Source organism: Niallia sp. FSL W8-0635 (assembly GCF_038007965.1).
GTDB lineage: Bacteria > Bacillota > Bacilli > Bacillales > Cytobacillaceae > Niallia.
Window position 1 is genome coordinate 1,756,089 of record NZ_JBBOYD010000001.1, and the last position, 23,647, is coordinate 1,779,735.

Consider the following 23,647-nt stretch of genomic DNA (forward strand, 5'->3'; position numbering starts at 1 on the left):
TCAAATAGATTATAGGCTCATTATAATATAAAATTGTATAGAAAATCGAATTTTAATCTCTTATATGATTATTGGACTGTTCATCTTGATCTTTTTTCAGTTCTTTTTCCTCTTTTTCATTTAATTTTTCGTTCGTTTTTTTCATATCTCTATCTGGTTCATTTTTAATCATATCAGCAGGGACTTCAGGAATAAGTCTGCCACTAATATCAGCTAATTCATTAAAAATTCCCTGGATTGGCTTTCCATCTTGTATATCTTCACCAATTTCTTTCAATCTTGCAGTTATATCAGGGTCAGCAATAATGATAGCATTTGCGCCATCAGGATCGTTCTTTAAGCTTTCAGCAACGGTATACTTGATGGAACCTACTTCCGAACGATCTAAGTCAGCATTGATATCGACACCTACAAGGGCATATTTCCCAATCACAACTGCTGTTGCATCATTCACATTTTCAATACTTGTTGCAAGGGAAACGAGTCTTTTGGCGATATCCTGTCCCGTTTTTCGATCCACTTCCTGTATTGTAGAATTTTTTACATTTGTTACATGAGGGGTATTATCTCTATTCTCCGATTGTTGGCTATTTTCTACATTATTGTTATTACATCCAGCAAGCAGAAAAAGGATTGCAATTATAAAATATCCTTTTTTCATAAAAATTACCTCCTTAATATTGAAGAATAACTTCTAAAAGTGTGCATTTACACCGAATTCCTAGGTGTAAATGAGCATTTTTATGATTTTTTACACTTCCTCTCTCTTTATTGTGCAAAATATCTTCTATCTTTATGCGGTAAAACATATATTTTACCAAGGTTCTTTCCGTTACACGGATAAGTGCAGCAATATATGACGTTTTAGAGCAGGGGGCATCGGTTTGAGTAAAATTTACGTATTGGATACAAATGTCTTGTTACAGGATCCTTATTCCATTTTTTCTTTTAGTGACAATGATGTAGTAATTCCAGCAGTAGCTTTAGAAGAGGTTGACAGCAAAAAACGGTACATGGATGAAATCGGAAGGAACGCAAGGCAAATATCTAGATTGATCGATAACTTAAGAGAAGCAGGAAAGTTGCACGATAAGATTCCTTTGGAGAATGGTGGAACTATACGGATTGAACTGAATCACCGTTCTTTTCATGAGCTTCAAGAAATATTTGTAGAAAAAACCAATGATAACCGAATATTAGCAGTTGCAAAAAATTTATCAATAGAAGAAAGCAAAAAAGAAAATGGACGAACCGTTATATTAGTAAGTAAAGATACACTAGTTCGTGTTAAAGCAGACGCAATTGGGCTTATGAGTGAGGATTTTTTAAGTGACCGAGTAGTTGAAAATGAAGATTTGTATACCGGTTTTATGGATGTACAAGTAACGATTGATGTATTAAATCGCTTTTATGAGAATGGACAGCTTCCTATAACGGAAATTGGCAATGGGATGTATTATCCAAATCAGTTTCTTATCTTAAAGGACATTCTAGGATCTTCCTCTTCGGCATTAGCAATCGTGGATTCATCGAGAAAATATATTAAAAAGCTAGTGTTCGATCATGAGCATATTTGGGGAATCCGCCCAAGAAATGTGCAACAAACAATGGCGATTGAAATGTTATTAAAGAAAGACATGCCTTTAGTTACACTAATAGGAAAAGCTGGAACAGGGAAAACTTTATTGGCATTAGCATCAGGTTTAATGCAAACAGAAGACTTTGGGGATTATAAAAAATTATTAGTGGCAAGACCGATTGTACCGATGGGGAAAGATTTAGGCTTCCTTCCTGGTGAGAAGGAGGAAAAATTAAGGCCGTGGATGCAGCCAATCTTTGATAATCTCGAGTATTTGTTCAATACAAAGAAGCCTGGGGAATTAGAAGCGATCCTTGCAGGAATGGGATCTATTGAAGTAGAGGCATTAACGTATATTAGAGGAAGAAGTATTCCAGACCAGTTTATTATTATTGACGAAGCACAAAACTTAACGAAGCATGAAGTGAAAACGATTTTAACAAGGGTTGGAGAAGGAAGTAAGATTGTTTTAATGGGGGACCCAGAACAAATTGATCATCCATATTTAGATGCCTTTAATAATGGATTAAGCTATGTAGTAGAGCGTTTTAAAGACCAACCAATTGCCGGACATGTGAAATTAGTTAAAGGAGAGAGATCCTCTTTAGCACAGCTGGCTGCAGATTTATTATAAAATTTTGCTAATGAGCAATGTTTACGCCATCTAGTAATGCTAGATGGCGTATGTATGGGTGGAAATTATGTAATTTTAATTGCTTTGACATTTTTGATAGGCGTTTGTTCTTTGTCTTTTGTATTATCGTAAATATGTACAGGACCATCTTCTGTAAGCGGTTTTCCTTTTACGCAAAATAATAGGAAAATCGAATCTATTTCTTCTAATGGAATTGCATGTTCTTCGTCTTCTGTTGTGATTAAAAGAGTTGTTGCGTTTTCCTTTGGTTCAGCATTTTTAATAAAGGGAGCTAAAGCCATATAAAAGGTACCAGTCAGCATCTCTACTTTTTTATAGGTTTTCGTGGATTGCTCTGGAACTTTTGCACCTTCTGTAATCTCTTGATCCCAATGCTTGGAGGCTTCTTTTGTATACGCTTCTAATTCATCCTTCACTTCCACGGGCGCAAATACTGAATCAGCGGTTTGCTTACGATCATCAAATATCCACACAGTTGGATCAATCGTAATTGGAAAATTTACCAACCCAGTAACTTGGATAATACTATTCATTCATAAACTCCTCCTTAATTGTTTTTTTTGTTTGTATAAAAATTCTGCAAATTAATGAGGGATTAAGATTTTTTTAATTAGCAGATTCAAACTTATGTTAATTTAAGTATAACTTCTTCTTGTTTATCTGTCATTCAGTAGGTAAGAAACGAAAACTTTTAGATTTTTTAAAGGGGATTGTTCTTGCAATTTTTCTAGGTTGAGTTTAAACTTTATAGATAGGATAATCGCTCGGAAACGGGGGGATAGGATTGACTTCTGAAATGATTATTAATCATAAAGAAAAAGCAAATGAGCTATTGAAAGCTGATGCTGAAAAGATATTAAAACTAATTAAAGTTCAGATGGATAATTTAACAATGCCTCAATGTCCTCTATATGAAGAGGTATTGGATACGCAAATGTATGGATTATCGAAAGAGATAGATTTTGCTATTCGATTAGGATTAGTAGAAGAGCAGGTTGGCAAGAAGATTTTAGATGAATTGGAAAAAGAATTATCGAATTTGCACGAAGCATCTATAAGAAAATAAAAAGTAAACTCAAACAAAAGCATTCATTGTTTGAGTTTTTTTAGTGGCTAGGTGTATTATTCTAAAATAAGGGAAGTACATACGAAACAAGGGTCATTTTAAGATATATAGTAAAAAAGTTTATGCCCAATATTTTGAGAGAATGAATAGAAGTTTATCCTTTTCAGCAGGAAATAGATAAGAAACAACGAATACTCTAAATGAGGAGAATGAATAAGGGATGCGGTTGAATGGTAAAGAAGATATTAAAATCGTATGATTATACAATTATTATAGCAATGATGCTATTAGTTTTATTTGGGTTAATTATGATCTATAGTGCAAGCATGGTTTCAGCAGTCCAATATTACGGACAAGATAGTAGTGATTTTTATTATAAGAGGCAGATTAAGAATATTGTAGTTGCTGGGTTCGCCTTTATTCTAGTTGCACTTTTCCCATATAAAGCTCTATTAAGCAATAAAATATTAGTGCCGATGGTATTTGGGTCTATTTTTTTCTTAGGTGGAATATTTTTGTTCGGTAGTGTTTATGGAAATGCGCAAAGCTGGTATAAAATTGGAACCTCCAGTCTTCAGCCGGCAGAGTTTGTTAAATTATCTGTAATCATTTATTTATCGGCTATCTATTCAAAAAAGCAGTCATATATTAATGAATTTAATAGGGGAGTTGTCCCGCCGCTAGCCTATCTAGTTATTGTTAGTGCTCTAGTTATGATTCAGCCTGATTTTGGAACAGCGGTTATCATTGTTATGATTGGTGCAACGATTATTCTCTGTTCAGGAATGAATTGGAAGAACTTATCGAAGCTGATGCTTATTGGATTAACGTTTTTACTCTTATTCCTTCTTTGTATGCAGTTGGCTGGTAAAAGTATGTTTACTGAGAAGCAAATGGCGAGAATATTTGTGTTTATGGATTCCCCGTTTGGCGAGGATGTTGTGCAAGATTCCGGTTACCATATGAGTAACTCACTTATCGCTATCGGCTCTGGTGGCCTTAAAGGTGTTGGCTTGGGTCAAGGAGTACAAAAGCTTGGCTATTTAACAGACGGTCATACAGATTTTATCATGGCGGTAATAGCAGAAGAATTAGGGATATTTGGCGTAGGTTTTGTTGTTTTAGGACTAAGCTATATTGTTTTACGAGGAATTTATACCGGATTAAAGTGTAAAGATCCTTTTGGAAGCTTATTAGCGATAGGAATTTCTAGTATGATTGGGATACAAGCCTTTATCAATATTGGCGGGGTTTCTGGATTAATCCCTTTAACGGGTGTACCAGTACCTTTTGTGAGTTATGGAGGATCTTCTCTATTACAATTATCCATCGGGATGGGGATATTGGTGAATGTTTCCATGTTTGTAAAATACGAGAGAGTATATAAATCAAAAGAAGAGGAAGTTGTGGATATTCCTAAACAACCTAATTCTCCATTTATGCGGACAAACCGACCTTTATAATAAAGTCTTTAATGAAATAGAAAAGATAGCCCAGAAAAAGTGGTGCTATCTTTTTTTTAGCTTTAATCTTCATCTAGTAGCATTAAGTATAGGAGAAAAAGTTAATTGATTTGCTTCCTAGTAAAAAAAAGCTATAATAAGAAGAGTGTCTTCTATTCGATAATATGCTCTCTTAGAGTGGGGAATTAATGGTAAGGTTTACCAATAATGTGAAAACTGAAGTTTTTTCAAAAAAATAGAGAAATCTTAATGGAAATATGTTTTAATAGCAAAAGAGTCTTTTTTAACATTACTATATTGTTAAATGTGAATAATGACACAAGGAAAATGAACGGTTATTTATATAGTATTTTATCCTTTACTATGTAATGGAAAGGGGAGACATGATCAAATGGCTAATTCTCGCGTATATCCTGATGCCAAATTGACGAATAAACAATCCGAAACAAGTGCTTGGAAGGATTTTCTTGCATTAATTAAAATAGGAATCGTAAATTCAAACTTAATTACTGTTTTTACAGGAATCTGGCTTGCAATTGTCTTTACGGATGTAAGGTTTTTAGAGCAAATTGATACAGTTTTATATACTTTGATTGGATCAGGTTTAATTATTGCTGGTTCCTGTGTTTTAAATAATTTTATTGATCGTGATATTGATCCATTAATGGAAAGAACGAAGGCTAGACCGACTGTAACAGGAAAAGCAAAGCCTATAAATGTTGCCATTTTAGGATTTGGCTTTCTATTAATTGGAACATTGTTTTTATTGTTAACTACTATCACTGCAACGGTAATCGCCTTAGTCGGCGCATTTAGCTATGTCGTAATTTATACAATGTGGTCTAAGCGAAGACTAGTTTCTAATACGGTTATTGGTAGTTTTTCTGGAGCGGTTCCTCCATTAATTGGATGGGCTGCAATTGATCCTGGTCTTCATGTTATTGCTTGGAGCTTATTTTTAATTATGTTTGTCTGGCAGCCACCCCATTTCTATTCTTTAGCAATTAGAAGAGTAGAAGAGTATCGAGCAGCGGGAATTCCGATGTTACCGGTTGTTAAAGGATTTGAAGTAACGAAGAAGCATACGTATATTTGGATTGTCGCTTTATTTCCACTTCCATTTTTGCTATATCAAATTGGAATTCCATTTTTAATTTTAGCAACATTACTGAATATAGGATGGGTTGTTACAGGAATTCGAGCAAGTAAAAAGCAAGATGAATATAAGTGGGCTACTGCAATGTTTATCTATTCTATTCAATATTTAACGATTCTATTTGTTTCAATGGTAGTATTCACATTATTCTAAGGAATTCGTTTTAGGGGAAAACAATCCATTAGAATAAATTATATTAAGGGAATGGCCATTTTCATAAAGAGTAAGGCTTTCTGTGATTTTAATTCTCAGAACGTAATGGAACAAAGGGAAAAAGGGGATTTTCTAAACAAAGAGGTAAATATTTTATGGAGTGGGTAGTTTAATGGAATTTACATTACCGATTTTGCCGACAATAAGTACAGCATTTATCGTATTAAGCGGCATTTTTGTAGCTATTGGTTGGGGATTAATCAAGAAAAGAAAAAGAAAAGAGCATCAGACAGTAATGCTTATTGCAGCCATTTTTGCTGTTATCTTTTTCATCATTTACGCATCAAGAACGATTTTCATAGGGAACACTTCCTTTGGTGGACCAGATGATATTAAGATTTACTATACAATCTTCTTAATATTTCATATTACACTGGCAACAATAGGAGCAGTATTAGGAATTATCATGTTGTATACAGGCTATAAAAAACAATATGCGAAACACCGTAAATTAGGTCCAATAACAAGTATTATCTGGTTTATTACAGCCATTACAGGAACAGCTGTCTATTTACTTCTCTATGTTTTCTATCACGGAGGAGAAACAACATCTGTTATAAAGGCGATATTAGGCTTTTAATGAATAAAAAAATGCTTCTAGAAAATAGAAGCATTTTTTTATTGTTCTTTTAATGAGTTTTCCTTACTTATATGGCAAGAAATCCAAAACTACTAATTCTATTAAAATTATTTAAAGTAAGTTATACTATTTAGTAAGAATGCTACATATATTAATAGAAACAATGCTAGAGAGGGGGGAATCCTCTGAAAATTTTATTAAGAACTGTCGTAATTATTGCAGTATTATCGGCGATTGGATTCTATTTTAGTATAACAGATGATAAGAATCAGCAAGAGGTACTAGTGGAAAATGGGGATAATCCTACAAAAGTGAAGGATAATCTCAAAGAAGAAAATGAAAATACGCAAATTCTACCAGTTCCTAAAGAGGGCTTAGGGAGCTTAATCGGTAAAAGTGTAAGTGAATTAAAAGAGAAGTATGGAGAACCAGCTAGAATTGATCCATCAGCATATGAATACAATTGGTGGATTTACAATAAGAAAGACTCTCAATATTTTCAAGCGGGAATTCTGAATGATAAAGTGGTGACTGTTTATGCGATTGGTAGTGATGTAAATATTAACCCTTATAAAATTGGACAAGAAGTTGGGGATATTTATACAACAACACCAATTGAAACAAATATTAGCTTTAATTATGAAAATTCTTCGTATCGTTTCGAATTATCGGAGGATGAAATAAATAACCGCCCACTTATTCAAATAGGCGATTATTATGCACAGCTGTACTTTGATAAATTTAACGGTACTTTATCAAGTATTCGTTACATGGATGCACGTACGTTACTTCATTTAAGACCATATGAATTAGTTTATCGCGGAGAACTATTAGAAACGGAAAATAATGTAGAGGATAATGAAGCGATTCAAGAGGGGAATGAAAAACAAATATTAGATATGACCAATGTACTAAGAAAAAGATTTGAATTAAATACAGTGGAGTGGGATCAACCAACTGCTGAAGTGGCATTAGGTCATAGTAAAGATATGTTTGAAACAGAGGATTTTTCCCATACGTCAGAGAAGTATGGAGATTTAGAGGACCGCTTAAAAGCAGGGGACGTATTTTATCAAGTTGCTGGGGAGAATATTGCAGCAGGTTATGCGGATGCACCTGCAGTAATGGAAGGTTGGCTAAACAGCAAAGGGCATCGTGAATGTTTATTAAATGAGAAATTTACTCATCTTGGAGTAGGAGTATTTGATAAATACTACACACAGAATTTTATCGAGCAATGGTAAAAGGTATATAAGCAAAAGACTGTCAACAACTTCGTAATGAAGTGGTTGGCAGTTTTTTTGTGAAATAATTAGGATAATCTAATTATTATCATAAAAGGAAAGAGGATTTTTTAATAGAGAATGCACATTTTCTAAAGTGCATCATAAGGTAATATAGGCAGATGTATCAAATTAGAGGTGAAATAACGATGGCGAATAAACAACTTCATCCTTCTATAGAAGAATTTAAAGCATTTGTGAAAGCAAATCCGAAAATATTGAAAGAAGCCAGAAACGGGAAGGTGACATTACAGGAATTATATGAGGATTGGTATTTATTAGGTCCAAATGATGCAAGATGGGACGGTTTACGAGAAGGTAGTTCTGAAGCTTCTGAAGAAAAGGAGAAAGATGCATCATCTACTAAAACCGTCTGGATGTCTAATATTTTCGACACATTAAAAAACATGGACCAAAACCAGATACAGGGGTACTTAGCAAATTTAAATCAAGCTTTAGGAACCATACAAGGAGTTATATCTCAATTTGCCCCGAATAGTGGTTCAAGTGGATCATCTGCGCCAACCGAACAAAAACCTTCTGGACCATTTTCTTTTAGAAAAGATTAAATAGGAGGAGTATATGAGACAGAGTATAAAAGAATATATTGCGCAGAATACGGAATTACAACAATTTATACGGGAACAGCCACAGTGGTATAGACAGCTAAGCAGAAATCCAAATCAATTGGAAGCCTTTGAGATAGCGTCACTTCATTATTATAAGAAAACCATCCCTGATCATGTTCAAAAGTTTTCAAATGGGGTTCAAATGGCTTCCATGATGGTTAGCATGTTTCAAGCAATGAACGCTCAATCTTAAAGCTTTAGGAAAAGGATACTTAGAGTAAAATAAACAGGAATGGTAATACTAACCTAAAAGAATTCATTAAAATTACCAGGAGTGTTTACGTTGAAAAAAATCCAATTGATTTGTCTTCCTGCTGTTTTCCTTTTAGCTAGTTGTGGGAATGATCTCCCTGATCCAGAAGTAAAGCCAAAAAAAGAAGCTACTGCTCATTATTCTCTTCCTGCAACTGCGGCTGTACAAGCCTCTTCAGAAAATGCGGGCTTTTATGTTCACCATATTGTGAAAGGGAATAAAGTATTTATTGAATGCAAAGTGAAAGATTATTCTTTCAGAGAAGATAGTAATGGTAACTTAGGGAAAATTGTTTTGGAAATGAACGGTGAAAAGAAAGAATATTCTTCTGCAGCATTTGTAATAGAAGGACTAAAAGCAGGAAAGCATACGATGACCTTATCGGTTATTGATGTTGCAAGCAAGATGCCAAAATATAAAAAGTCATTTCAAGTCATCGTAAATGAATAGGTTAGAAAAAGGAAATCACAAGCCTTTTCTTTCTTCTGTCTTTCATGTAGAATAAGAATTGGAGGTGAGCGAATACGTGCTTGCGACAACTGAAATACTTCTTATTCAAGAGGAAGCAGAAGCGATTGCAGAAATGATATTAGACTCAGATGTTGCAGAACAATACCGTATTTGTTTGGCCAATATTCAATCAAATAAGGAAACACAGCGGAAAATTCATTCCTTTAACCAAATGAAAGAACTATATGAAGAGGTTCAGCGTTTTGGAAAATATCATCCTGAATATAAAAAAGTCATGATGGAAATTCGACAGCTTAAACGCGATATGGATGTAGATGATAATGTGGCAGCATTTAAAGTAGCGGAGAATGGTTTACAAAAGCTACTAGATGATGTCAGTGTTATTATTGGACGTTCTGTTTCTACTTTTATTAAAGTACCAACAGGTAATCCATTTTTTGATGAACTTTCTGGTTGCTCAGGTGGTTGTGGAAGTGGTGGAAGCTGTAGTTGTTCTGCCTAATATACGAAAAAGCAATGATCAGAATGTAGGATCATTGCTTTTTTATTTTTGTAGCGTCATTAATGGCTTCCTAGCTTCTGTAAAAGTAGATTCCAGCTTTTCTATTTTCTTTGCCTATGCTATTATGATAAATAATGGTATTTAAAGGGGTTAAATTATGCTAGGGCAACGACAAGGAATAATTGTTTGGTTATTTTCACTGAAACAAGCAAAAATGTTAAGAAGATATGGAAATGTTCATTTTATTTCCAAGAGATTAAAATATGTTGTGCTCTACACCAATCAAAGTGATGTGGAAAGCATAATGGAAAAAATTAATGCTCATTCTTTTGTAAAGAAGGTAGAGCCTTCTTATAAACCATTTTTGAAAATGGAATTTGAAAATTCGCGACCAGATAAGGCAAAAGAATATGATTATAAAATGGGGATATAAGCGGTCAGCTTTTCTTTAAAGAATAAAAACAGTATTTATGATAGGAGTGGTGGAATAGAAAGTTTCCGACCACTCCTTCATGAATTCTGTTTTTTTGTATGGAATGGGAAAAACAAAAAAAAGCCTGCAAGCATATGCCTGCAGGATCCTTCCACGTCCTTATATTCAATAAGGACAGAAGGTAAAGGGAGAGGAGAAACCGGAGGAAGAACTTATGGGGAAACGTAAGTCTTCTCCGCGGTTGGCAACAACATCCTCGAATAGATGCTGTTAATTACAGTATCTCCATCTACCGAGCACTTATACATCAAAATGAACTATTTTTTTGAGATGGTTGGAGAGAGTATAATTAGTATTGTTTATTTTAATAGTAGAAAGAGGAATAAGAGTTTTCCCTGTATTATTTCTCTCCTAGCAGTATTCTAAAATACAGCAAAAAATCTTTAAAATGTTGGCTCGCTAATAGCTTTATGGTAGGATAGGGAAGGGAAAAGAACTTAAAGTAAAATAGGGTTGTGGTGATTGAAATGAGAGTTGTCTCCGGTAAGAATAAGGGGATTCCATTGAAGGCAGTGCCTGGTAACTCGACTAGACCAACTACGGATAAAGTGAAAGAGGCTATTTTTAATATGATAGGCCCTTACTTTCAAGGAGGAGAAGGCCTTGATTTATTTGCTGGGAGCGGCGGACTTGGCATTGAAGCTTTAAGTAGAGGATTAGATCTTGTTATTTTTGTAGATAAAGAAGGAAAAGCAATACATACGATTAAAGAAAATCTTGCAATATGTAAATTAGAAAGCCAAGCAGAGATATTTCGTAATGATGCGAATCGCGCTTTAAAGGCATTGCAAAAAAGAGAAAAAAGATTTGATTATATTTTTCTAGATCCGCCATATAAAAAGCAGCAATTAGAAACAATATTAACGTTTATTGATGAAGCAGATTTGTTAAAGGATGAAGGAGTCATTGTTTGTGAACATGGTTCAGAAATTTCTTTACCTGAGGCAGTAAATAGACTTCAGCAAGTGAGACATGAAAAATATGGAATAATAGGAGTTTCTATTTATTCTTTACAAAATAGTACGGAGGATTAAAAAAAGATGGCTAGTATAGCAGTTTGCCCAGGGAGTTTTGATCCAATAACTTATGGTCACATCGATATTATCAAACGGTCTGCTAAGGTATTTGATCATGTATACATTTGTGTATTAAATAATTCTTCTAAAAAACCTTTTTTTTCAGTGAATGAAAGATTGGAGTTAATTAGAGAAGTTACGAAAGATATTAAGAATATCTCTGTATCTTCTTATGAAGGACTTCTGATTGATTATGCAAAAAGTGTTAATGCAAATGCCATAATAAGAGGTTTACGAGCTGTATCAGACTTTGAATATGAGATGCAGATTACATCGATGAACCGTGTTCTATCAGACGATATTGAGACGTTTTTTATTATGACCAATAATCAATATTCTTTCCTAAGCTCCAGTATAGTGAAAGAAGTTAGCAAATATGATGGTGATATTTCGGAGCTCGTTCCAAAGATTGTTAACGATGCCCTCAGAGCAAAGTTTCATCATGATGAGAAATAACGATTATTATGCTATTTAGCAAGAAAAAAGGACATTCATGCCGAAAAGAAGTAGTAGCTATTTCTTTTGGCATAGTGTCCTTTTTTATAATTGTCCTCTTGGTGATAATCTTTTTACTAATATAAAACAATAGACGGTTAAGGAAATAATCGTAACAATTGGTCCCCACATGCTAATGTTTTCAAATACCTGTTGAAAGAAAGAACCTTCCCGATTCATTCCTGGGATTGCGATTGTTGGAGTTTCTTTTGTTAAGAAAGTCTTGTTAAAGAAGTCCCATGCAATAAAAGTGTAGATGCCAGAGAAGATTGCTTGCATAATTCTCGCTAAGAAAAAGGGTTTAAAGCGAATATCTGTCTGAGCAATTATACTTGCCACTTGGGCTTGAACACTTAATCCACTAAATCCGAGGATACAGCTTGTTAAAATGGCTTGGTGCATAAGGGTAGATGTTTCTACATCACTCGTTAATTTACTTCCTAATGTGATTTCAAAAATGCCGGCAATAAAGGGAATCGTTAAATCACCTGAAAAAGTAAACAGCTGGAATATAGATTCTAATAATTTTGCAAAAAAGGAAGTAATATGTAAGTGAAATAATAAACGATTGATAACAGAAAAAAGAATGATAAAGCCGCCAACCATTAATAAGGATTGAATGGAGGAGGTTACAGCATCTCCCATAAGCTTACCAAGAGGCCGCTTGTCTTTTAGACGAGTCTGATGCAGTTCTCGTAACGCTCTTTTTATGGAAGCTTTTTCTTTTTGCTCCTTTGTCGTTTTTTCTGTGTCTTTTCCATGAAATCGCATAAATAGTCCAACGGTAAAATTGGCTAAATAATGAGAGAAAGCAAGTAGCAAACCAAGCTTAGGACTATGAAAAAAAGAGGCGGAGACGGCACCGATAATAAACATCGGATTAGAAGCATTAGAGAAAGAAACGAGTCTTTCGGCTTCTGTTCTCGTTAACTGCTTTTCCTCACGCATTCGGGCAGTCAGCTTTGCTCCTGTTGGAAAGCCAGATACCATCCCCATGGCCCAAACGAAACCGCCTACCCCTGGAACTTTAAAAAGAGGGCGCATAATGGGCTCTAATAAAACACCAATAAAACGGACAACCCCAAAACCTATTAATATTTCAGATAAAATAAGAAATGGAAGAAGTGAAGGAAAAACAATTGTCCACCAAGTGTTAAGTCCATTTTTTGAAGCGTCAACCGCTACCCCTGGAAAAGAAATCAGGGCAAGAGCTAATAGAGACGCAGATAAAGCGAGTACGACTGTCTTAAATTTTGAGCGTAACAAATTATATTGCTCCCCCTTCAAATATAAATAGTAGGTATTTATTCTTCTCTATGAAAGGATGGATTTCTGATTGAATAAAAGGAATACTTGTACACAATCAGCCTAAAAGAATATCCCTCTACCAATCAATATACTCATAACCTGAAAAAAAAGACCATAAGATTAATGTAGATTGAATTTTGATAAGAATAGGTGGGGACGATATGGAACGCCCTAAAATTGGCTTAGCGTTAGGTTCAGGTGGAGCGAGAGGATTTGCACATATTGGTGTAATAAAAATATTGCGAGAAGAGAATATTCCAATAGATTATATTGCTGGCAGTAGCATAGGAGCCATTGTCGGCTGTTTGTATGGAGCAGGATCTGATATTGAGCGGTTATACACGTTATCAAAGTTCTTCAAACGGAAATATTATTTGGATTTTACAGTTCCGAAAATGGGGTTTATTGCAGGGAATAGAGTAAAGGAATTGATCCATTTATTCACCTACGGAAAAAATCTAGAGGAGCTAGATATCCCTGTTGCCGTTGTTGCGGCCGATTTATTAACAGGAGAAAAGGTTGTATTCAGGAAAGGATCTATTGCTAACGCAGTTCGTGCCAGTATTTCTATTCCAGGTATATTTGTACCAGAGAAATTGGATGGGCGCTTGCTTGTAGATGGGGGAGTAATCGACCGTGTTCCTGTCTCTGTTTTAAAAGAAATGGGGGCAGATATCATAATTGCTGTAGATGTAGCAAAGGTAAATGTGAATGCAGATATTTCGAATATTTATGATGTTATTATGCGTTCATTGGATATCATGCAAATGGAGTTAGTGGAATCGCGAGAATTTGCAAGTGATGTGATGATAAAACCTCCTGTAGAAATGTTTAATAGTAAAGCATTTACGGATTTAGAGAAAATTATAGAGATAGGGGAAATAGAAACGAGAAAATATATTGAGCTAATTAAAAGAGAAATGAAGAAAAGAAAAACAAATGAGAAGAAGTAAAAATAGAAATAGGAAAAAACCGCTTTTTTAGGCAAGCGGGTTTTTTCTTAATAATAGGTAGCTTTAACCAGAGCTTACTTCATTATAGGCGGCTGGGAGTAATCCATGCCTAGCAACTGTTCTTGTACTGTTACAGGTGCGCCTAAAGCGTAAATCTGGGAAGCGCGAATATCCAATGCTATTTTTTCTTTATCAAAAGAAGAAAGTTTACTAATAATGGGAAGGGAAAACTCTTTCTTTTTTTCTTTTAAATAGAGGCGACCATTTGCCGTTGTACCAAGTAAGCGAATATATGCAGGCTGTGATTGTGCAGCCATTTCTTCTTTTTTTGTGTTTGTTAAAATATGGACACAAATTCTTTGCAGTCTTGTCCAAGTATACCTCTTTGTCTTTAATAGACGGAGATAGTCCTGAAAGGAGGAAGCTTCTTTCACGTATTTAAGGAACCGATATTCTAACCCTTCCTCCATCTCGTAAATGGTGGCTAACTCTTCTGTAGTTGATTGCAATAGGCGGAATCTTAAGTAGCTCCAGTAGTTCTCCCAAGTATGGTAAGTATGATACGCTTCTTTATATTTTTGAAGAACAGCAAAACTTGCAGAAGGGAGGAAAGGCTCAATCGTTTTTAAAGAACCTTCTTTATTTAATAGAGCTTGTCTAATACTCGTCGCACTTGCTATCGTATCAGAAGTAAATATTTTATCATGGTAGTTTGCTTTCATTCGCGCAACTGTACAAACTTCGATGGGGTAGTTAGGCGTATGTACGGCCTTATAGTATTCATAACCCAATATATTATTAGGCATACTAAGGTCGAGTCCTAAGGTTTTGTCTATGTTTGTTAATTCCTGCATGGCCAATGATTTAGCTTTCGGATAGCTCATTCCTTTTCTAACATATTCTTGCACAAGTAAATCTTCTTCTGCCTCTTTTTCTAGCAATTGGTTGTAAGTGTGAGAAAATTCATCAATATTCCCTGACTCACTCCCGAAGCATAAGTAATCACATTGTAAACCTTGAAGAATATCAACAGCACCTTTTGCAAATACGGCAGCGTGCTGTGTGGCAAATGAATAGGGAAGCTCAACAATCAAATCAATCCCATTTTCCAACGCCATTTTCGCTCGATCCCATTTTGATACAAGTGCAGGTTCTCCCCGCTGAAGAAAAGGGCCACTCATCACAGCAACTACAATATCTGCCTGAGTAAGTTCCTTTGCTTTTTGGATATGATACAAATGACCATTATGAAATGGATTATATTCTACAACAACACCAACAGCTTTCATGATAATCTCCCTAGTTATTATTCTTTAAGGGTGTTTTCCAAAAGATTGTTGCTTTTTTAATAGGAAAAATAAATGAATTAAAAAGATAGAGCAGCCTGAATACACGAGACTCCCTATGGGATTAGTGAGAAAGGTGAGACCCCGCAGGTGAAAGCTGAGGAGGCTCCCCACTCCCTGTGGAAAGCGAAGTGTATTGAGGCGAGTCATTAGCAACTTTACGAAAACAGCCTTCTTTAAAAACATTACAGCGAATGCCTGTATTAGTAAAAGTTTATCCTAATTTCAATGGTTATAAAAGAGAAACCTATTTGAATGACAAGCTATATATTTAAAGGGAATGAAATAACAAGCATTGTTAAACTAGCTTAAAAGACGCAATAGAGTGGGGAAATAATCTTTCTATTGAACTTTTGGTTGCAATTCTGTCGAATATGGGTAGAATAGAAAAGAAATCATGAAATAAGTAAGGGATTAATACCTTTATTGCTTATTTTTTACTGTAAAGAAAAAATATTGACAAATAATTATATGAAAGCTATAATTACCTTTGTTGCCTTGGGGTGATATATATGAAATGGACGTTAAGCCAGTTACAAAAATTTCGAAGTAAGGGATTGCCAATTGATGAAACAATAAATATGGATGAGATCAGAGAAACAGATCCAAACATAAGAAGAGTATCTCCTATTCGTATAACAGGACGTACAGATATTGATTCAACGAAAGTGACTTTTCATTTAAATATAAAAGGGTCTCTCGTGCTACCTTGCTCTCGTACTTTAGTAGACGTGGATTATCCAATTAATGTTGAAACAACAGAAACCTTCCTATTAAAAGTTTCAGAATATGAAACAGATGAAGAGGAAGTTCATCAAGTAAAAGGCGATGTAATTGACTTAAAGCCAATTATTGCTGAAATACTTTTACTTGAGGTACCGATGCAAGTCTTCTGTGAAAATACGAAAGAAGAAGGTGCTCCTCAATCAGGTAATGATTGGGAAGTAATCCAAGAGCAAGAGTTACAGGAAAAGAAAGTAGATCCTCGTCTTGCTGGACTTGCAAAGTTTTTTGAAAATGAGTAATTAAACTCATACTTAATTATGCAAAAGAAAAATGTGAGATTGGAATCATCTTTTCTCATTACTTTCTTAATACTCTTTAAGGAGGTGGGACGAATGGCTGTACCTTTTAGAAGAACATCTAAAACTGCAAAGAGAAAACGTCGTACACATTTTAAATTACAAGTGCCTGGTATGGTAGAATGCCCTAACTGTGGTGAAATGAAACTTGCTCACCGTGTATGCAGCGCTTGCGGAACATACAAAGGGAAAGAAGTTGTAAGCAACTAATTATCTTTTTTGTTTGATTAAAAGCACAAGAACTTAAGTTCTTGTGCTTTTTTCCATTTATAGCTATTTTCGTAAAAGCAGATGAGATAAAATAGAAGAAAGGGAAAATATACGAGTGAAAAAATATTTTTAGCAGAAAAGTCCTTTGGAAAATTATGAGAATACATATTAATCATAAAAGGTGATGACAGATGATTGTCGTTAGTTCTTGTTTAGCAGGATGGAAGGTTCGGTATAATGGAACCGATTGTTTACATGAAAACGTGGAAAAGCTATTAAATGATAAAAAGATAAGAACGGTTTGCCCTGAATTATTAGGGGGATTTTCTACTCCGAGAGAGCCTGCAGAGATTATTGGCGGCAATGGGTATGATGTTCTTGATGGTAAAGCGATTGTACAGGATCGTAACGGGAATGATGTTACGCAAATGTATCTTAATGGGGCTTATAAAACATTAGAATTTATTAAAAGCTTGAACGCGGAAATGGTAGTCTTAAAAGAAAATAGTCCTTCCTGTGGAAGTAGCTTTATATACACAGGCTCTTTTGATGGAACAAAAAAGGACGGGGTGGGTGTAACCACTGCTATTTTAAGAAGAAATGGCATTAAAGTAATTTCAGAGAACGAATTATTTCAATGATTTGCTATTTCTTAAGCGAGTGCTGATTTTGTTAGGAGTTTATTTTGTCCCAAGGAGCATTCTGTCAATTTTCTTATTTCAATGAGGAATAATCAGTCTATCTTTTCTAGTAGATGCATATGTATGAATAAAAAACACTAGGAGGGTTTACTGATGACAACAACAAGACAAGATGCTTGGTCAAAGGATGAAGATATTCTGCTTGCAGAAATCGTTCTTCGACATATAAGAGAAGGCGGAACACAGCTTCAAGCGTTTGAAGAGGTGGGAAAGCTATTATCAAGAACAAGTGCAGCATGTGGATTTCGTTGGAATTCATATGTTCGCAAACAATATAAATCAGGTATTGAACTTGCTAAAAAACAAAGAAAACAATTAAAGAAGGTAAGCGGAACAGAAGAAATTGCTTCAGAAGTTGTAATCACCGAGCCTTCCCCTTCTTCCATACCAGTACAGAACCAATTTGATGAAATGCTTCTTTATTTAAAAGATTTATATGATAAGGCGAGTAAGTGGGAGCAGGAAAATATTGATTCTTCCACTGTGAAACAGAAAACAAAGGAATTAGAAGAAAAACTGACTGTATTAAAGAAGGAAAATCAAGAATTACAAAATGAATTAGACTCCATGGAAGGTGCTTATAAGGCGTTAGTGGAGCTGATGGAAAAAGCAAGACAAATGGTCTTTTTTAAAGATGAAGATAAACTGCCCAAAGTTTAATTACTGATAAGCTTTGTGTATCGTTTTAAAACAATTAGAAAGATAATATACTATCTCATTTGCAGGAGAGAGCCTACAGTTTAAGGGAAAGCATCTGCTCGGCTCCTGCTTTTCATGCATAGATGAGACTTTATTTTTCAGCCATCGCAGAAAGGAAAGCCTATTTTTGAAATAGGCAATATTCTGGTGGTTTTCGTCAAAGGCAAATTAATGCACTTCTAACCTTTTCTTCCTCTTATACAAATGTCTTCTGTTGAAAAACGAATGCTTCTTCCTTCTATTATAATCATTTCCCATCTTTTTTCTGTTTTACCTTCCTTCTTCTATAAAAACTAAAAAAGTTTTCTTTTCCTATGCTTTTCGTGCTAACAAACTTTTCAGAAAATGTTAATATAGAACTAACAAACTTGTAACGGTAAAGGAGCTTCAAATGAAAATTGGAATTATCGGAGCTGGTGCAATCGGATTATTATGTGCATACCAGTTAAAGGAAAAGCATGATGTAACTTTATACGTGCGCTCAAAGAAACAATATGAGTTGATTAAGACCAATGGTATCTATTATAAAGAGAATGGGGAAAAGAAGGCTCGTATAATAAATGTTCGTTATTTCGCAGAGTGGGATGGAGAAGACGAGCTTACGATTGTGACAGTGAAGCAGTATCATTTAGCGACTATTTATGACAAGATGGACGCGCTTGGGGAGAAGGTAAAAGCGATGTGCTTTTTACAAAATGGAATGAGTCACTTAGAGAAAATACTCTCAGCTAAAATTGCTAATATAATGATCGGTATTGTAGAGCATGGGGCTATAAAGGAAGATGAGCAAACGGTAGTACATACAGGCAGAGGAGCTATTAAACTAGCTTGTATAAAAGGAGACATGGACGAGATCCTTGTCGACCTAACAACTAATACTAATCCAGACTTTCCATTCATAAAGGAACCCGATTATGTAGCAATAATGCAAAAAAAATTAGTGGTAAATAGTATTGTAAATAGTTTAACAAGTATTTTGGAGGTGGCTAATGGTCAATTACTACAAAATACTTATTATTTTCAATTAATGAATAGATTGATGGATGAGGTATTGGAGATTCTATCCATAGTGGAAGCAGATAGAAAAATATATCAAGATTATTGTTTTGAAGTTATTCGAAAAACGAAAAGGAATAAATCTTCGATGCTAAAAGATATAGAAGCTGGAAGACCTACAGAAGTTGATGCTATATTAGGATACATAATAGAAGAAGCCAAGAAGAAAAAGATAAATGCGCCTATCTCCACTGCTGCTTATTTTATGATTAAAGGAAAAGAACGAGGAAAAGAGGCGTTTATAAATGATTAATTTAACTTCACAGCTTATTAGTTTTCTCGTTATATTTCCGATTATTACGTTGTTTATTGTTTTTGTCATAAGCAAACTGATTACAAAAAAACATCGATTTTCCATTCATCTAGCACTAGATATTAGCACCTTCTTTTTTATTTTATCCGTGCATTTTCTTATTCAGTCCATTTGGAATACATCGCTATTCATATATATTATTATTTTTATCTTGTTGATTGGAATGATATTTGTTATTATTCATTGGAAATTAAAAGAGGAAATGGAGTATAAAAAAATATTTAAAGGTATTTGGCGTATAACATTTCTGCTTTTTTTCACTTTATATGTTGTGTTGCTCATTTATGGTCTTGTGCGATCTATCCTAAAGGCACTAGGAATGGTATGAGTAAATGAAGCATGAGGCTTTTGAAATGAATAGGGGACAATGATCTAGCAGAAGCTAGAAACAAGTAGTTTGGTATAAATACAAATCTGATGAATAAAGGCTAAAAAGGTAAATTCACTGGGTATAAGCAACTTTTTTTCAATTATAGAAAAGGGATGCTATACTTTTCTATGTAACGAAATAATTCACATGATATATAGATGTTTTTTCGGAAAGTGCTTGCTTAATGAAAAGCTTGTGGCGGGACTCCTATTAATGAAAGAGTCATTAAAAAGGAAAGAATACATAGAAGGAAAACTCGAATTGGAGAAAGGAAGTACATAGATGGAGATGATAAATCTCTCTTTGCCTGTGGCAAATAAGTTCGTAACAGATTATTTAGAACGAAAGAATAGCACAAAGGAATTTTTTCATTATTCTTATCTTGATAATGGTAGCTATGAGAAAAGATTGAAAGAATTAGAAGCAAGAACTTTTATGAGAAATGATCTTGCTGACCATATTGAAGCGTATATGAAAACTTATCCTCAAAGTGAAACCGTGAGGCAATCGATAGCAAAATTAAGACTGGAAAATAGTGTTGTTGTGATAGGTGGACAACAAGCTGGCGTTCTAACTGGTCCGCTCTATTCTATTCATAAAGTGATCAGCATCATTCTTCTAGCTAAACAAAAAGAAGAAGAGTTGGGGATACCAGTTGTACCTGTCTTCTGGGTAGCTGGAGAGGATCATGATTATTTAGAGATTAATCATATCTATACACCAGGTAAGGAAAAAATGAAAAAGGTTGTATTTCCGCAAAGAGTATTGGATAAAAGAATGGCTTCCGATATTGAGCTTGATAAACAGGTCTGTTTAGACTGGATGGAAACTATCGTTGAATCATATGGTGAAACCGATCATTCTAATTCCTTACTTCAGCTTTTGCAAACTGCAGTTAATGAATCCAACACAATTGTGGACTTCTTTAGCTATATGACAATGAGTTTATTCAAAGATTATGGCTTGCTTTTGGTTGATTCTGGTGATAAAGAAATTCGCAAGCTAGAGAAAGAAATTTTTCTGAAACAAATTAATGAATTTCAACAATTGGCGGATGCCGTTTCAGAACAGCAAAAATTAGTGCAGGATAGCGGTTATTCTCTTGTTATTGAAATGGCGGAAAATCCAGTTAACTTGTTTTATTATGATGAGATGGAGCAAGAAAGAGTATTGCTACAATACGATGTAGAAGATAAACGTTTTATTGGAAAAGATAAAACAGTATCCTTTACGATGGACGAATTAAGGGAAATTGCAAGTGAATTCCCACATAAGCTAAGTAATAATGTTGTAACAAGACCGATTACACAAGATCTTTTATTTCCTACCCTTGCGTTTATTGGTGGTCCCGGAGAAATTGCCTATTGGGCGGAACTGAAAAAAGCGTTTGAGCATTTAGGGATTAAGATGCCACCTGTCATTCCGCGTTTAAATATTACGCTACTAGAGAGAAGTGTAGAAGCAGATATAGAGGAATTACAGTTATCGATGAAGGATGTTCTGATTAATGGAACATCGGAAAAGTGTGAGCAATTTTTACAGTCTGTTTCGAATGAAAAGATAGCTCAGTTGCTAAATGAGGTAAAGGATGTTATTGAAACCAAGTACGATCAGCTTGAACAGGAAATCACATCAGAGCATAAAGGTTTATTGCCGCTAATGGAAAAAAACGAAGAATTTTTAAAGAGCCAGGTGGAGTTTCTACAGAATAAAGTGGATGCCTCGGTAAAATTAAAGCATGAGGTCATAGTGAATAAGTTTGGCCGTATTGAGCAAAATTTAAAGCCAGAAGGTTCTCCTCAAGAGAGAGTCTGGAACATTACTTATTTCTTAAATAAGTATGGACTTGATTTCCTTGAAGCTGTCATGGAATTGCCGATGGATTTTGATGGTAAACATAAAGTAGTTAAGCTATAATGGGAAAAGTTTTTGCTATCCTTTTGTAGGAGAAGCCTTAAATTAATAGGTGCTAAAAAGTTAATAATGAAAAAAGCTTGGCTAGAATCTTTATCTCTAGCCAAGCTTTTTTGTGTTTTTTTGATGGTTACTCTTATTTTTTAAATAGGTTAATCGAAATTTTACTTTTTTACGATAGACGAGCTGGAGAATTCTAGAAATTGTTATTTCAGTTTTTTCGAAATTATTATTTTTATTGCAGGAAATAAACAAAATAGCTAGAATTAAATTTAATAGTGGAGGAAAGTGGGGGATTGTGGTACATTGAGGTTAGAAAGTGGGGGACAAGGGTATGTTTATGGGGGAATATCATCATAATGTCGATGTTAAGGGACGTATCATTGTGCCTGCAAAGTTCAGAGATAACTTAGGTGAGACCTTTATCCTAACCCGTGGCCTCGATCGATGCCTTTTTGGATACCCACTTAGCGAATGGGAGATAATAGAAGAAAAGCTTAAGCAATTACCCTTAACGAAAAAAGATGCTAGAGCATTTACCCGTTTTTTCTTCTCCGGAGCAACAGAATGCGAAATTGATAAACAAGGTCGCATCAATATTGCATCGCCCCTGTTTCAATATGCACAGCTAGAGAAGGAATGTGTCATTTTAGGCGTTTCTAATCGTATTGAAATATGGGATAAACAAGAGTGGGAAAATTATTTTTCAGAATCAGAGGATTCTTTTGCAGAAATTGCAGAGAATATGATTGGATTCGATATTTAATTTTTGTCACCATGTACATAATAACTATTACTTATCAGAAAAATTTATAGACAGGTGTGGATTCATGTTTAATCATACAACAGTTTTACTAAATGAAGCAGTCGATGCCCTTAACATTAAGCGAGATGGAATCTATGTAGATTGTACATTAGGTGGAGCAGGGCATAGCGAGTTAATTCTTTCCAGATTATCAGGTAGTGGAAGATTAATAGCGTTCGACCAAGATGAAGTAGCAATTAAAAATGCAGAGCAAAAATTAGCTCCATATAGAGACAGATTAACGATAGTAAAAAGTAATTTTCGCTATTTAGAAGAAGAGATTCACCGCTTAGGGCTTACCCATGTAGATGGTATTCTTTATGATTTAGGTGTTTCTTCGCCGCAATTGGATACACCAGAACGTGGATTCAGTTATCACCATGATGCACCACTTGATATGCGCATGGATAATGAGGCGGATGTTAGTGCTTATGATGTCGTAAATTCTTGGTCATATGAATCATTGGTGAAAATTTTCTTTCGTTATGGGGAGGAGAAATTCTCTAAGCAAATAGCGAGAAAAATTGAGGCTGCAAGAGAAAGCCAGCCAATCGAAACGACAGGGGAGCTGGTTGAATTAATAAAAGAGGCAATTCCAGCGCCTGCAAGAAGAAAAGGTGGCCATCCTGCCAAAAGAGTTTTTCAAGCGATACGAATTGCAGTCAATGACGAATTAGGCGTTTTTGAATCGTCGTTAGAGCAAGCAATGAAGTTATTAAATCCAGGTGGAAGAATTAGTGTAATCACTTTTCATTCGCTGGAAGATAGAATCTGTAAGTCGGCATTTAAAAAAGCGAGCGACTTGCCGCCATTACCGCCAGGACTTCCAATCATCCCGGATGAATTTAAACCAGAAATGAAATTAATAACAAGAAAGCCAATCACTCCATCAGAAGAAGAATTAGAATTTAATAACAGAGCAAGATCAGCAAAATTACGTGTTGCTGAAAAACAATAATACATGCACGCAGGAGGT

Annotated in this window: 28 protein-coding genes; 24 read left to right on the forward strand and 4 right to left on the reverse strand. The window is 34.8% G+C overall.

Annotated elements, in window-relative coordinates:
• Positions 1-52: 52 nt before the first annotated feature.
• Positions 53-661: a YhcN/YlaJ family sporulation lipoprotein gene (locus NYE52_RS08180; protein WP_341192621.1), complete on the reverse strand. Its 609-nt coding sequence runs from the start codon at positions 659-661 to the stop codon at positions 53-55.
• A 223-nt stretch (positions 662-884) separates the two neighbouring features.
• On the opposite strand from NYE52_RS08180, the gene NYE52_RS08185 reads away from it, so the two are divergent.
• Positions 885-2,213, forward strand: a complete 1,329-nt coding sequence (locus tag NYE52_RS08185) for a PhoH family protein (RefSeq protein ID WP_445669099.1) — start codon at positions 885-887, stop codon at positions 2,211-2,213.
• Between the two features lie 65 nt (positions 2,214-2,278).
• Here NYE52_RS08185 and NYE52_RS08190 read toward each other — a convergent pair whose 3' ends face one another.
• Positions 2,279-2,767: a peptidyl-prolyl cis-trans isomerase gene (locus tag NYE52_RS08190; protein ID WP_341192622.1), complete on the reverse strand. Its 489-nt coding sequence runs from the start codon at positions 2,765-2,767 to the stop codon at positions 2,279-2,281.
• Positions 2,768-3,018: 251 nt separating this feature from the next.
• Here NYE52_RS08190 and NYE52_RS08195 point away from each other — a divergent pair, with 251 nt between their 5' ends.
• From NYE52_RS08195 to coaD, 13 genes are all read left to right on the forward strand, one after another.
• The gene (locus NYE52_RS08195; protein WP_312099315.1) at positions 3,019-3,300 is read left to right on the forward strand and encodes a YlaN family protein; all 282 of its coding nucleotides are present in this window, start codon (positions 3,019-3,021) and stop codon (positions 3,298-3,300) included.
• 230 nt (positions 3,301-3,530) lie between these two features.
• A complete protein-coding gene (locus NYE52_RS08200; protein ID WP_341192623.1) occupies positions 3,531-4,763 on the forward strand; it encodes an FtsW/RodA/SpoVE family cell cycle protein in 1,233 nt (410 codons plus the stop codon).
• Positions 4,764-5,154: 391 nt separating this feature from the next.
• Complete coding sequence (gene cyoE / locus NYE52_RS08205; RefSeq protein ID WP_341192624.1) at positions 5,155-6,072, forward strand: heme o synthase; 918 nt, start codon at positions 5,155-5,157, stop codon at positions 6,070-6,072.
• A gap of 172 nt (positions 6,073-6,244) precedes the next feature.
• Positions 6,245-6,712 carry a DUF420 domain-containing protein gene (locus NYE52_RS08210; protein WP_341192625.1) on the forward strand — a complete coding sequence of 156 codons (468 nt, stop codon included), beginning with the start codon at positions 6,245-6,247 and terminating at the stop codon, positions 6,710-6,712.
• A 185-nt stretch (positions 6,713-6,897) separates the two neighbouring features.
• Positions 6,898-7,956: a CAP domain-containing protein gene (locus NYE52_RS08215; protein WP_341195138.1), complete on the forward strand. Its 1,059-nt coding sequence runs from the start codon at positions 6,898-6,900 to the stop codon at positions 7,954-7,956.
• A 188-nt stretch (positions 7,957-8,144) separates the two neighbouring features.
• Positions 8,145-8,564 carry a YlbD family protein gene (locus NYE52_RS08220; protein ID WP_341192626.1) on the forward strand — a complete coding sequence of 140 codons (420 nt, stop codon included), beginning with the start codon at positions 8,145-8,147 and terminating at the stop codon, positions 8,562-8,564.
• Between the two features lie 13 nt (positions 8,565-8,577).
• The gene (locus tag NYE52_RS08225; protein ID WP_341192627.1) at positions 8,578-8,817 is read left to right on the forward strand and encodes a YlbE-like family protein; all 240 of its coding nucleotides are present in this window, start codon (positions 8,578-8,580) and stop codon (positions 8,815-8,817) included.
• 90 nt (positions 8,818-8,907) lie between these two features.
• Entirely contained in the window at positions 8,908-9,327 is a 420-nt protein-coding gene (locus NYE52_RS08230) for a hypothetical protein (protein ID WP_341192628.1), read from the forward strand.
• Between the two features lie 76 nt (positions 9,328-9,403).
• The gene (locus NYE52_RS08235) at positions 9,404-9,850 is read left to right on the forward strand and encodes a YlbF family regulator (protein ID WP_341192629.1); all 447 of its coding nucleotides are present in this window, start codon (positions 9,404-9,406) and stop codon (positions 9,848-9,850) included.
• On the forward strand, positions 9,822-9,995 hold the full coding sequence (locus NYE52_RS08240; RefSeq protein WP_341192630.1) for a hypothetical protein: 174 nt from the start codon (positions 9,822-9,824) through the stop codon (positions 9,993-9,995). Before NYE52_RS08235 ends, NYE52_RS08240 begins: the two co-directional genes overlap by 29 nt.
• Before the next feature lie 12 nt (positions 9,996-10,007).
• Entirely contained in the window at positions 10,008-10,283 is a 276-nt protein-coding gene (locus tag NYE52_RS08245; protein ID WP_047939889.1) for a YlbG family protein, read from the forward strand.
• A gap of 527 nt (positions 10,284-10,810) precedes the next feature.
• Positions 10,811-11,377, forward strand: coding sequence for a 16S rRNA (guanine(966)-N(2))-methyltransferase RsmD (rsmD, locus tag NYE52_RS08250; protein ID WP_341192631.1), 567 nt, complete (start codon positions 10,811-10,813; stop codon positions 11,375-11,377).
• A 6-nt stretch (positions 11,378-11,383) separates the two neighbouring features.
• Positions 11,384-11,875, forward strand: coding sequence for a pantetheine-phosphate adenylyltransferase (gene coaD / locus NYE52_RS08255; protein ID WP_341192632.1), 492 nt, complete (start codon positions 11,384-11,386; stop codon positions 11,873-11,875).
• An 84-nt stretch (positions 11,876-11,959) separates the two neighbouring features.
• On the opposite strand, the gene ylbJ is transcribed toward coaD, so the two are convergent.
• Positions 11,960-13,180: a sporulation integral membrane protein YlbJ gene (gene ylbJ, locus NYE52_RS08260; protein WP_341192633.1), complete on the reverse strand. Its 1,221-nt coding sequence runs from the start codon at positions 13,178-13,180 to the stop codon at positions 11,960-11,962.
• A 203-nt stretch (positions 13,181-13,383) separates the two neighbouring features.
• Here ylbJ and NYE52_RS08265 point away from each other — a divergent pair, with 203 nt between their 5' ends.
• Entirely contained in the window at positions 13,384-14,175 is a 792-nt protein-coding gene (locus NYE52_RS08265; RefSeq protein WP_341192634.1) for a patatin-like phospholipase family protein, read from the forward strand.
• Positions 14,176-14,249: 74 nt separating this feature from the next.
• Here the strand turns inward: NYE52_RS08265 and NYE52_RS08270 are convergent, their stop codons facing one another.
• Positions 14,250-15,464, reverse strand: a complete 1,215-nt coding sequence (locus tag NYE52_RS08270) for a nucleotidyltransferase (protein WP_341192635.1) — start codon at positions 15,462-15,464, stop codon at positions 14,250-14,252.
• A gap of 569 nt (positions 15,465-16,033) precedes the next feature.
• Between NYE52_RS08270 and NYE52_RS08275 the strand changes: the two genes are divergently transcribed.
• The 9 genes from NYE52_RS08275 to rsmH all read left to right on the forward strand — a co-directional run bounded on the left by NYE52_RS08275 (position 16,034) and on the right by rsmH (position 23,629).
• Positions 16,034-16,546, forward strand: a complete 513-nt coding sequence (locus NYE52_RS08275; protein ID WP_341192636.1) for a YceD family protein — start codon at positions 16,034-16,036, stop codon at positions 16,544-16,546.
• Between the two features lie 93 nt (positions 16,547-16,639).
• Positions 16,640-16,813, forward strand: a complete 174-nt coding sequence (rpmF, locus tag NYE52_RS08280; RefSeq protein ID WP_016200993.1) for a 50S ribosomal protein L32 — start codon at positions 16,640-16,642, stop codon at positions 16,811-16,813.
• 191 nt (positions 16,814-17,004) lie between these two features.
• Positions 17,005-17,454, forward strand: a complete 450-nt coding sequence (locus tag NYE52_RS08285) for a DUF523 domain-containing protein (protein ID WP_341192637.1) — start codon at positions 17,005-17,007, stop codon at positions 17,452-17,454.
• Positions 17,455-17,607: 153 nt separating this feature from the next.
• Positions 17,608-18,174: an RsfA family transcriptional regulator gene (locus NYE52_RS08290; RefSeq protein ID WP_341192638.1), complete on the forward strand. Its 567-nt coding sequence runs from the start codon at positions 17,608-17,610 to the stop codon at positions 18,172-18,174.
• 430 nt (positions 18,175-18,604) lie between these two features.
• Positions 18,605-19,522 carry a 2-dehydropantoate 2-reductase gene (locus tag NYE52_RS08295; RefSeq protein WP_341192639.1) on the forward strand — a complete coding sequence of 306 codons (918 nt, stop codon included), beginning with the start codon at positions 18,605-18,607 and terminating at the stop codon, positions 19,520-19,522.
• The gene (locus NYE52_RS08300; protein WP_341192640.1) at positions 19,515-19,910 is read left to right on the forward strand and encodes a DUF3397 domain-containing protein; all 396 of its coding nucleotides are present in this window, start codon (positions 19,515-19,517) and stop codon (positions 19,908-19,910) included. The genes NYE52_RS08295 and NYE52_RS08300 overlap by 8 nt, the downstream gene beginning before the upstream one ends.
• 324 nt (positions 19,911-20,234) lie before the next feature.
• Positions 20,235-21,869, forward strand: coding sequence for a bacillithiol biosynthesis cysteine-adding enzyme BshC (bshC, locus tag NYE52_RS08305; RefSeq protein ID WP_341192641.1), 1,635 nt, complete (start codon positions 20,235-20,237; stop codon positions 21,867-21,869).
• 331 nt (positions 21,870-22,200) lie between these two features.
• Positions 22,201-22,632 carry a division/cell wall cluster transcriptional repressor MraZ gene (gene mraZ / locus NYE52_RS08310; protein ID WP_341192642.1) on the forward strand — a complete coding sequence of 144 codons (432 nt, stop codon included), beginning with the start codon at positions 22,201-22,203 and terminating at the stop codon, positions 22,630-22,632.
• A 64-nt stretch (positions 22,633-22,696) separates the two neighbouring features.
• Positions 22,697-23,629, forward strand: a complete 933-nt coding sequence (gene rsmH, locus NYE52_RS08315; RefSeq protein ID WP_341192643.1) for a 16S rRNA (cytosine(1402)-N(4))-methyltransferase RsmH — start codon at positions 22,697-22,699, stop codon at positions 23,627-23,629.
• The last annotated feature ends 18 nt before the right edge of the window (positions 23,630-23,647 follow it).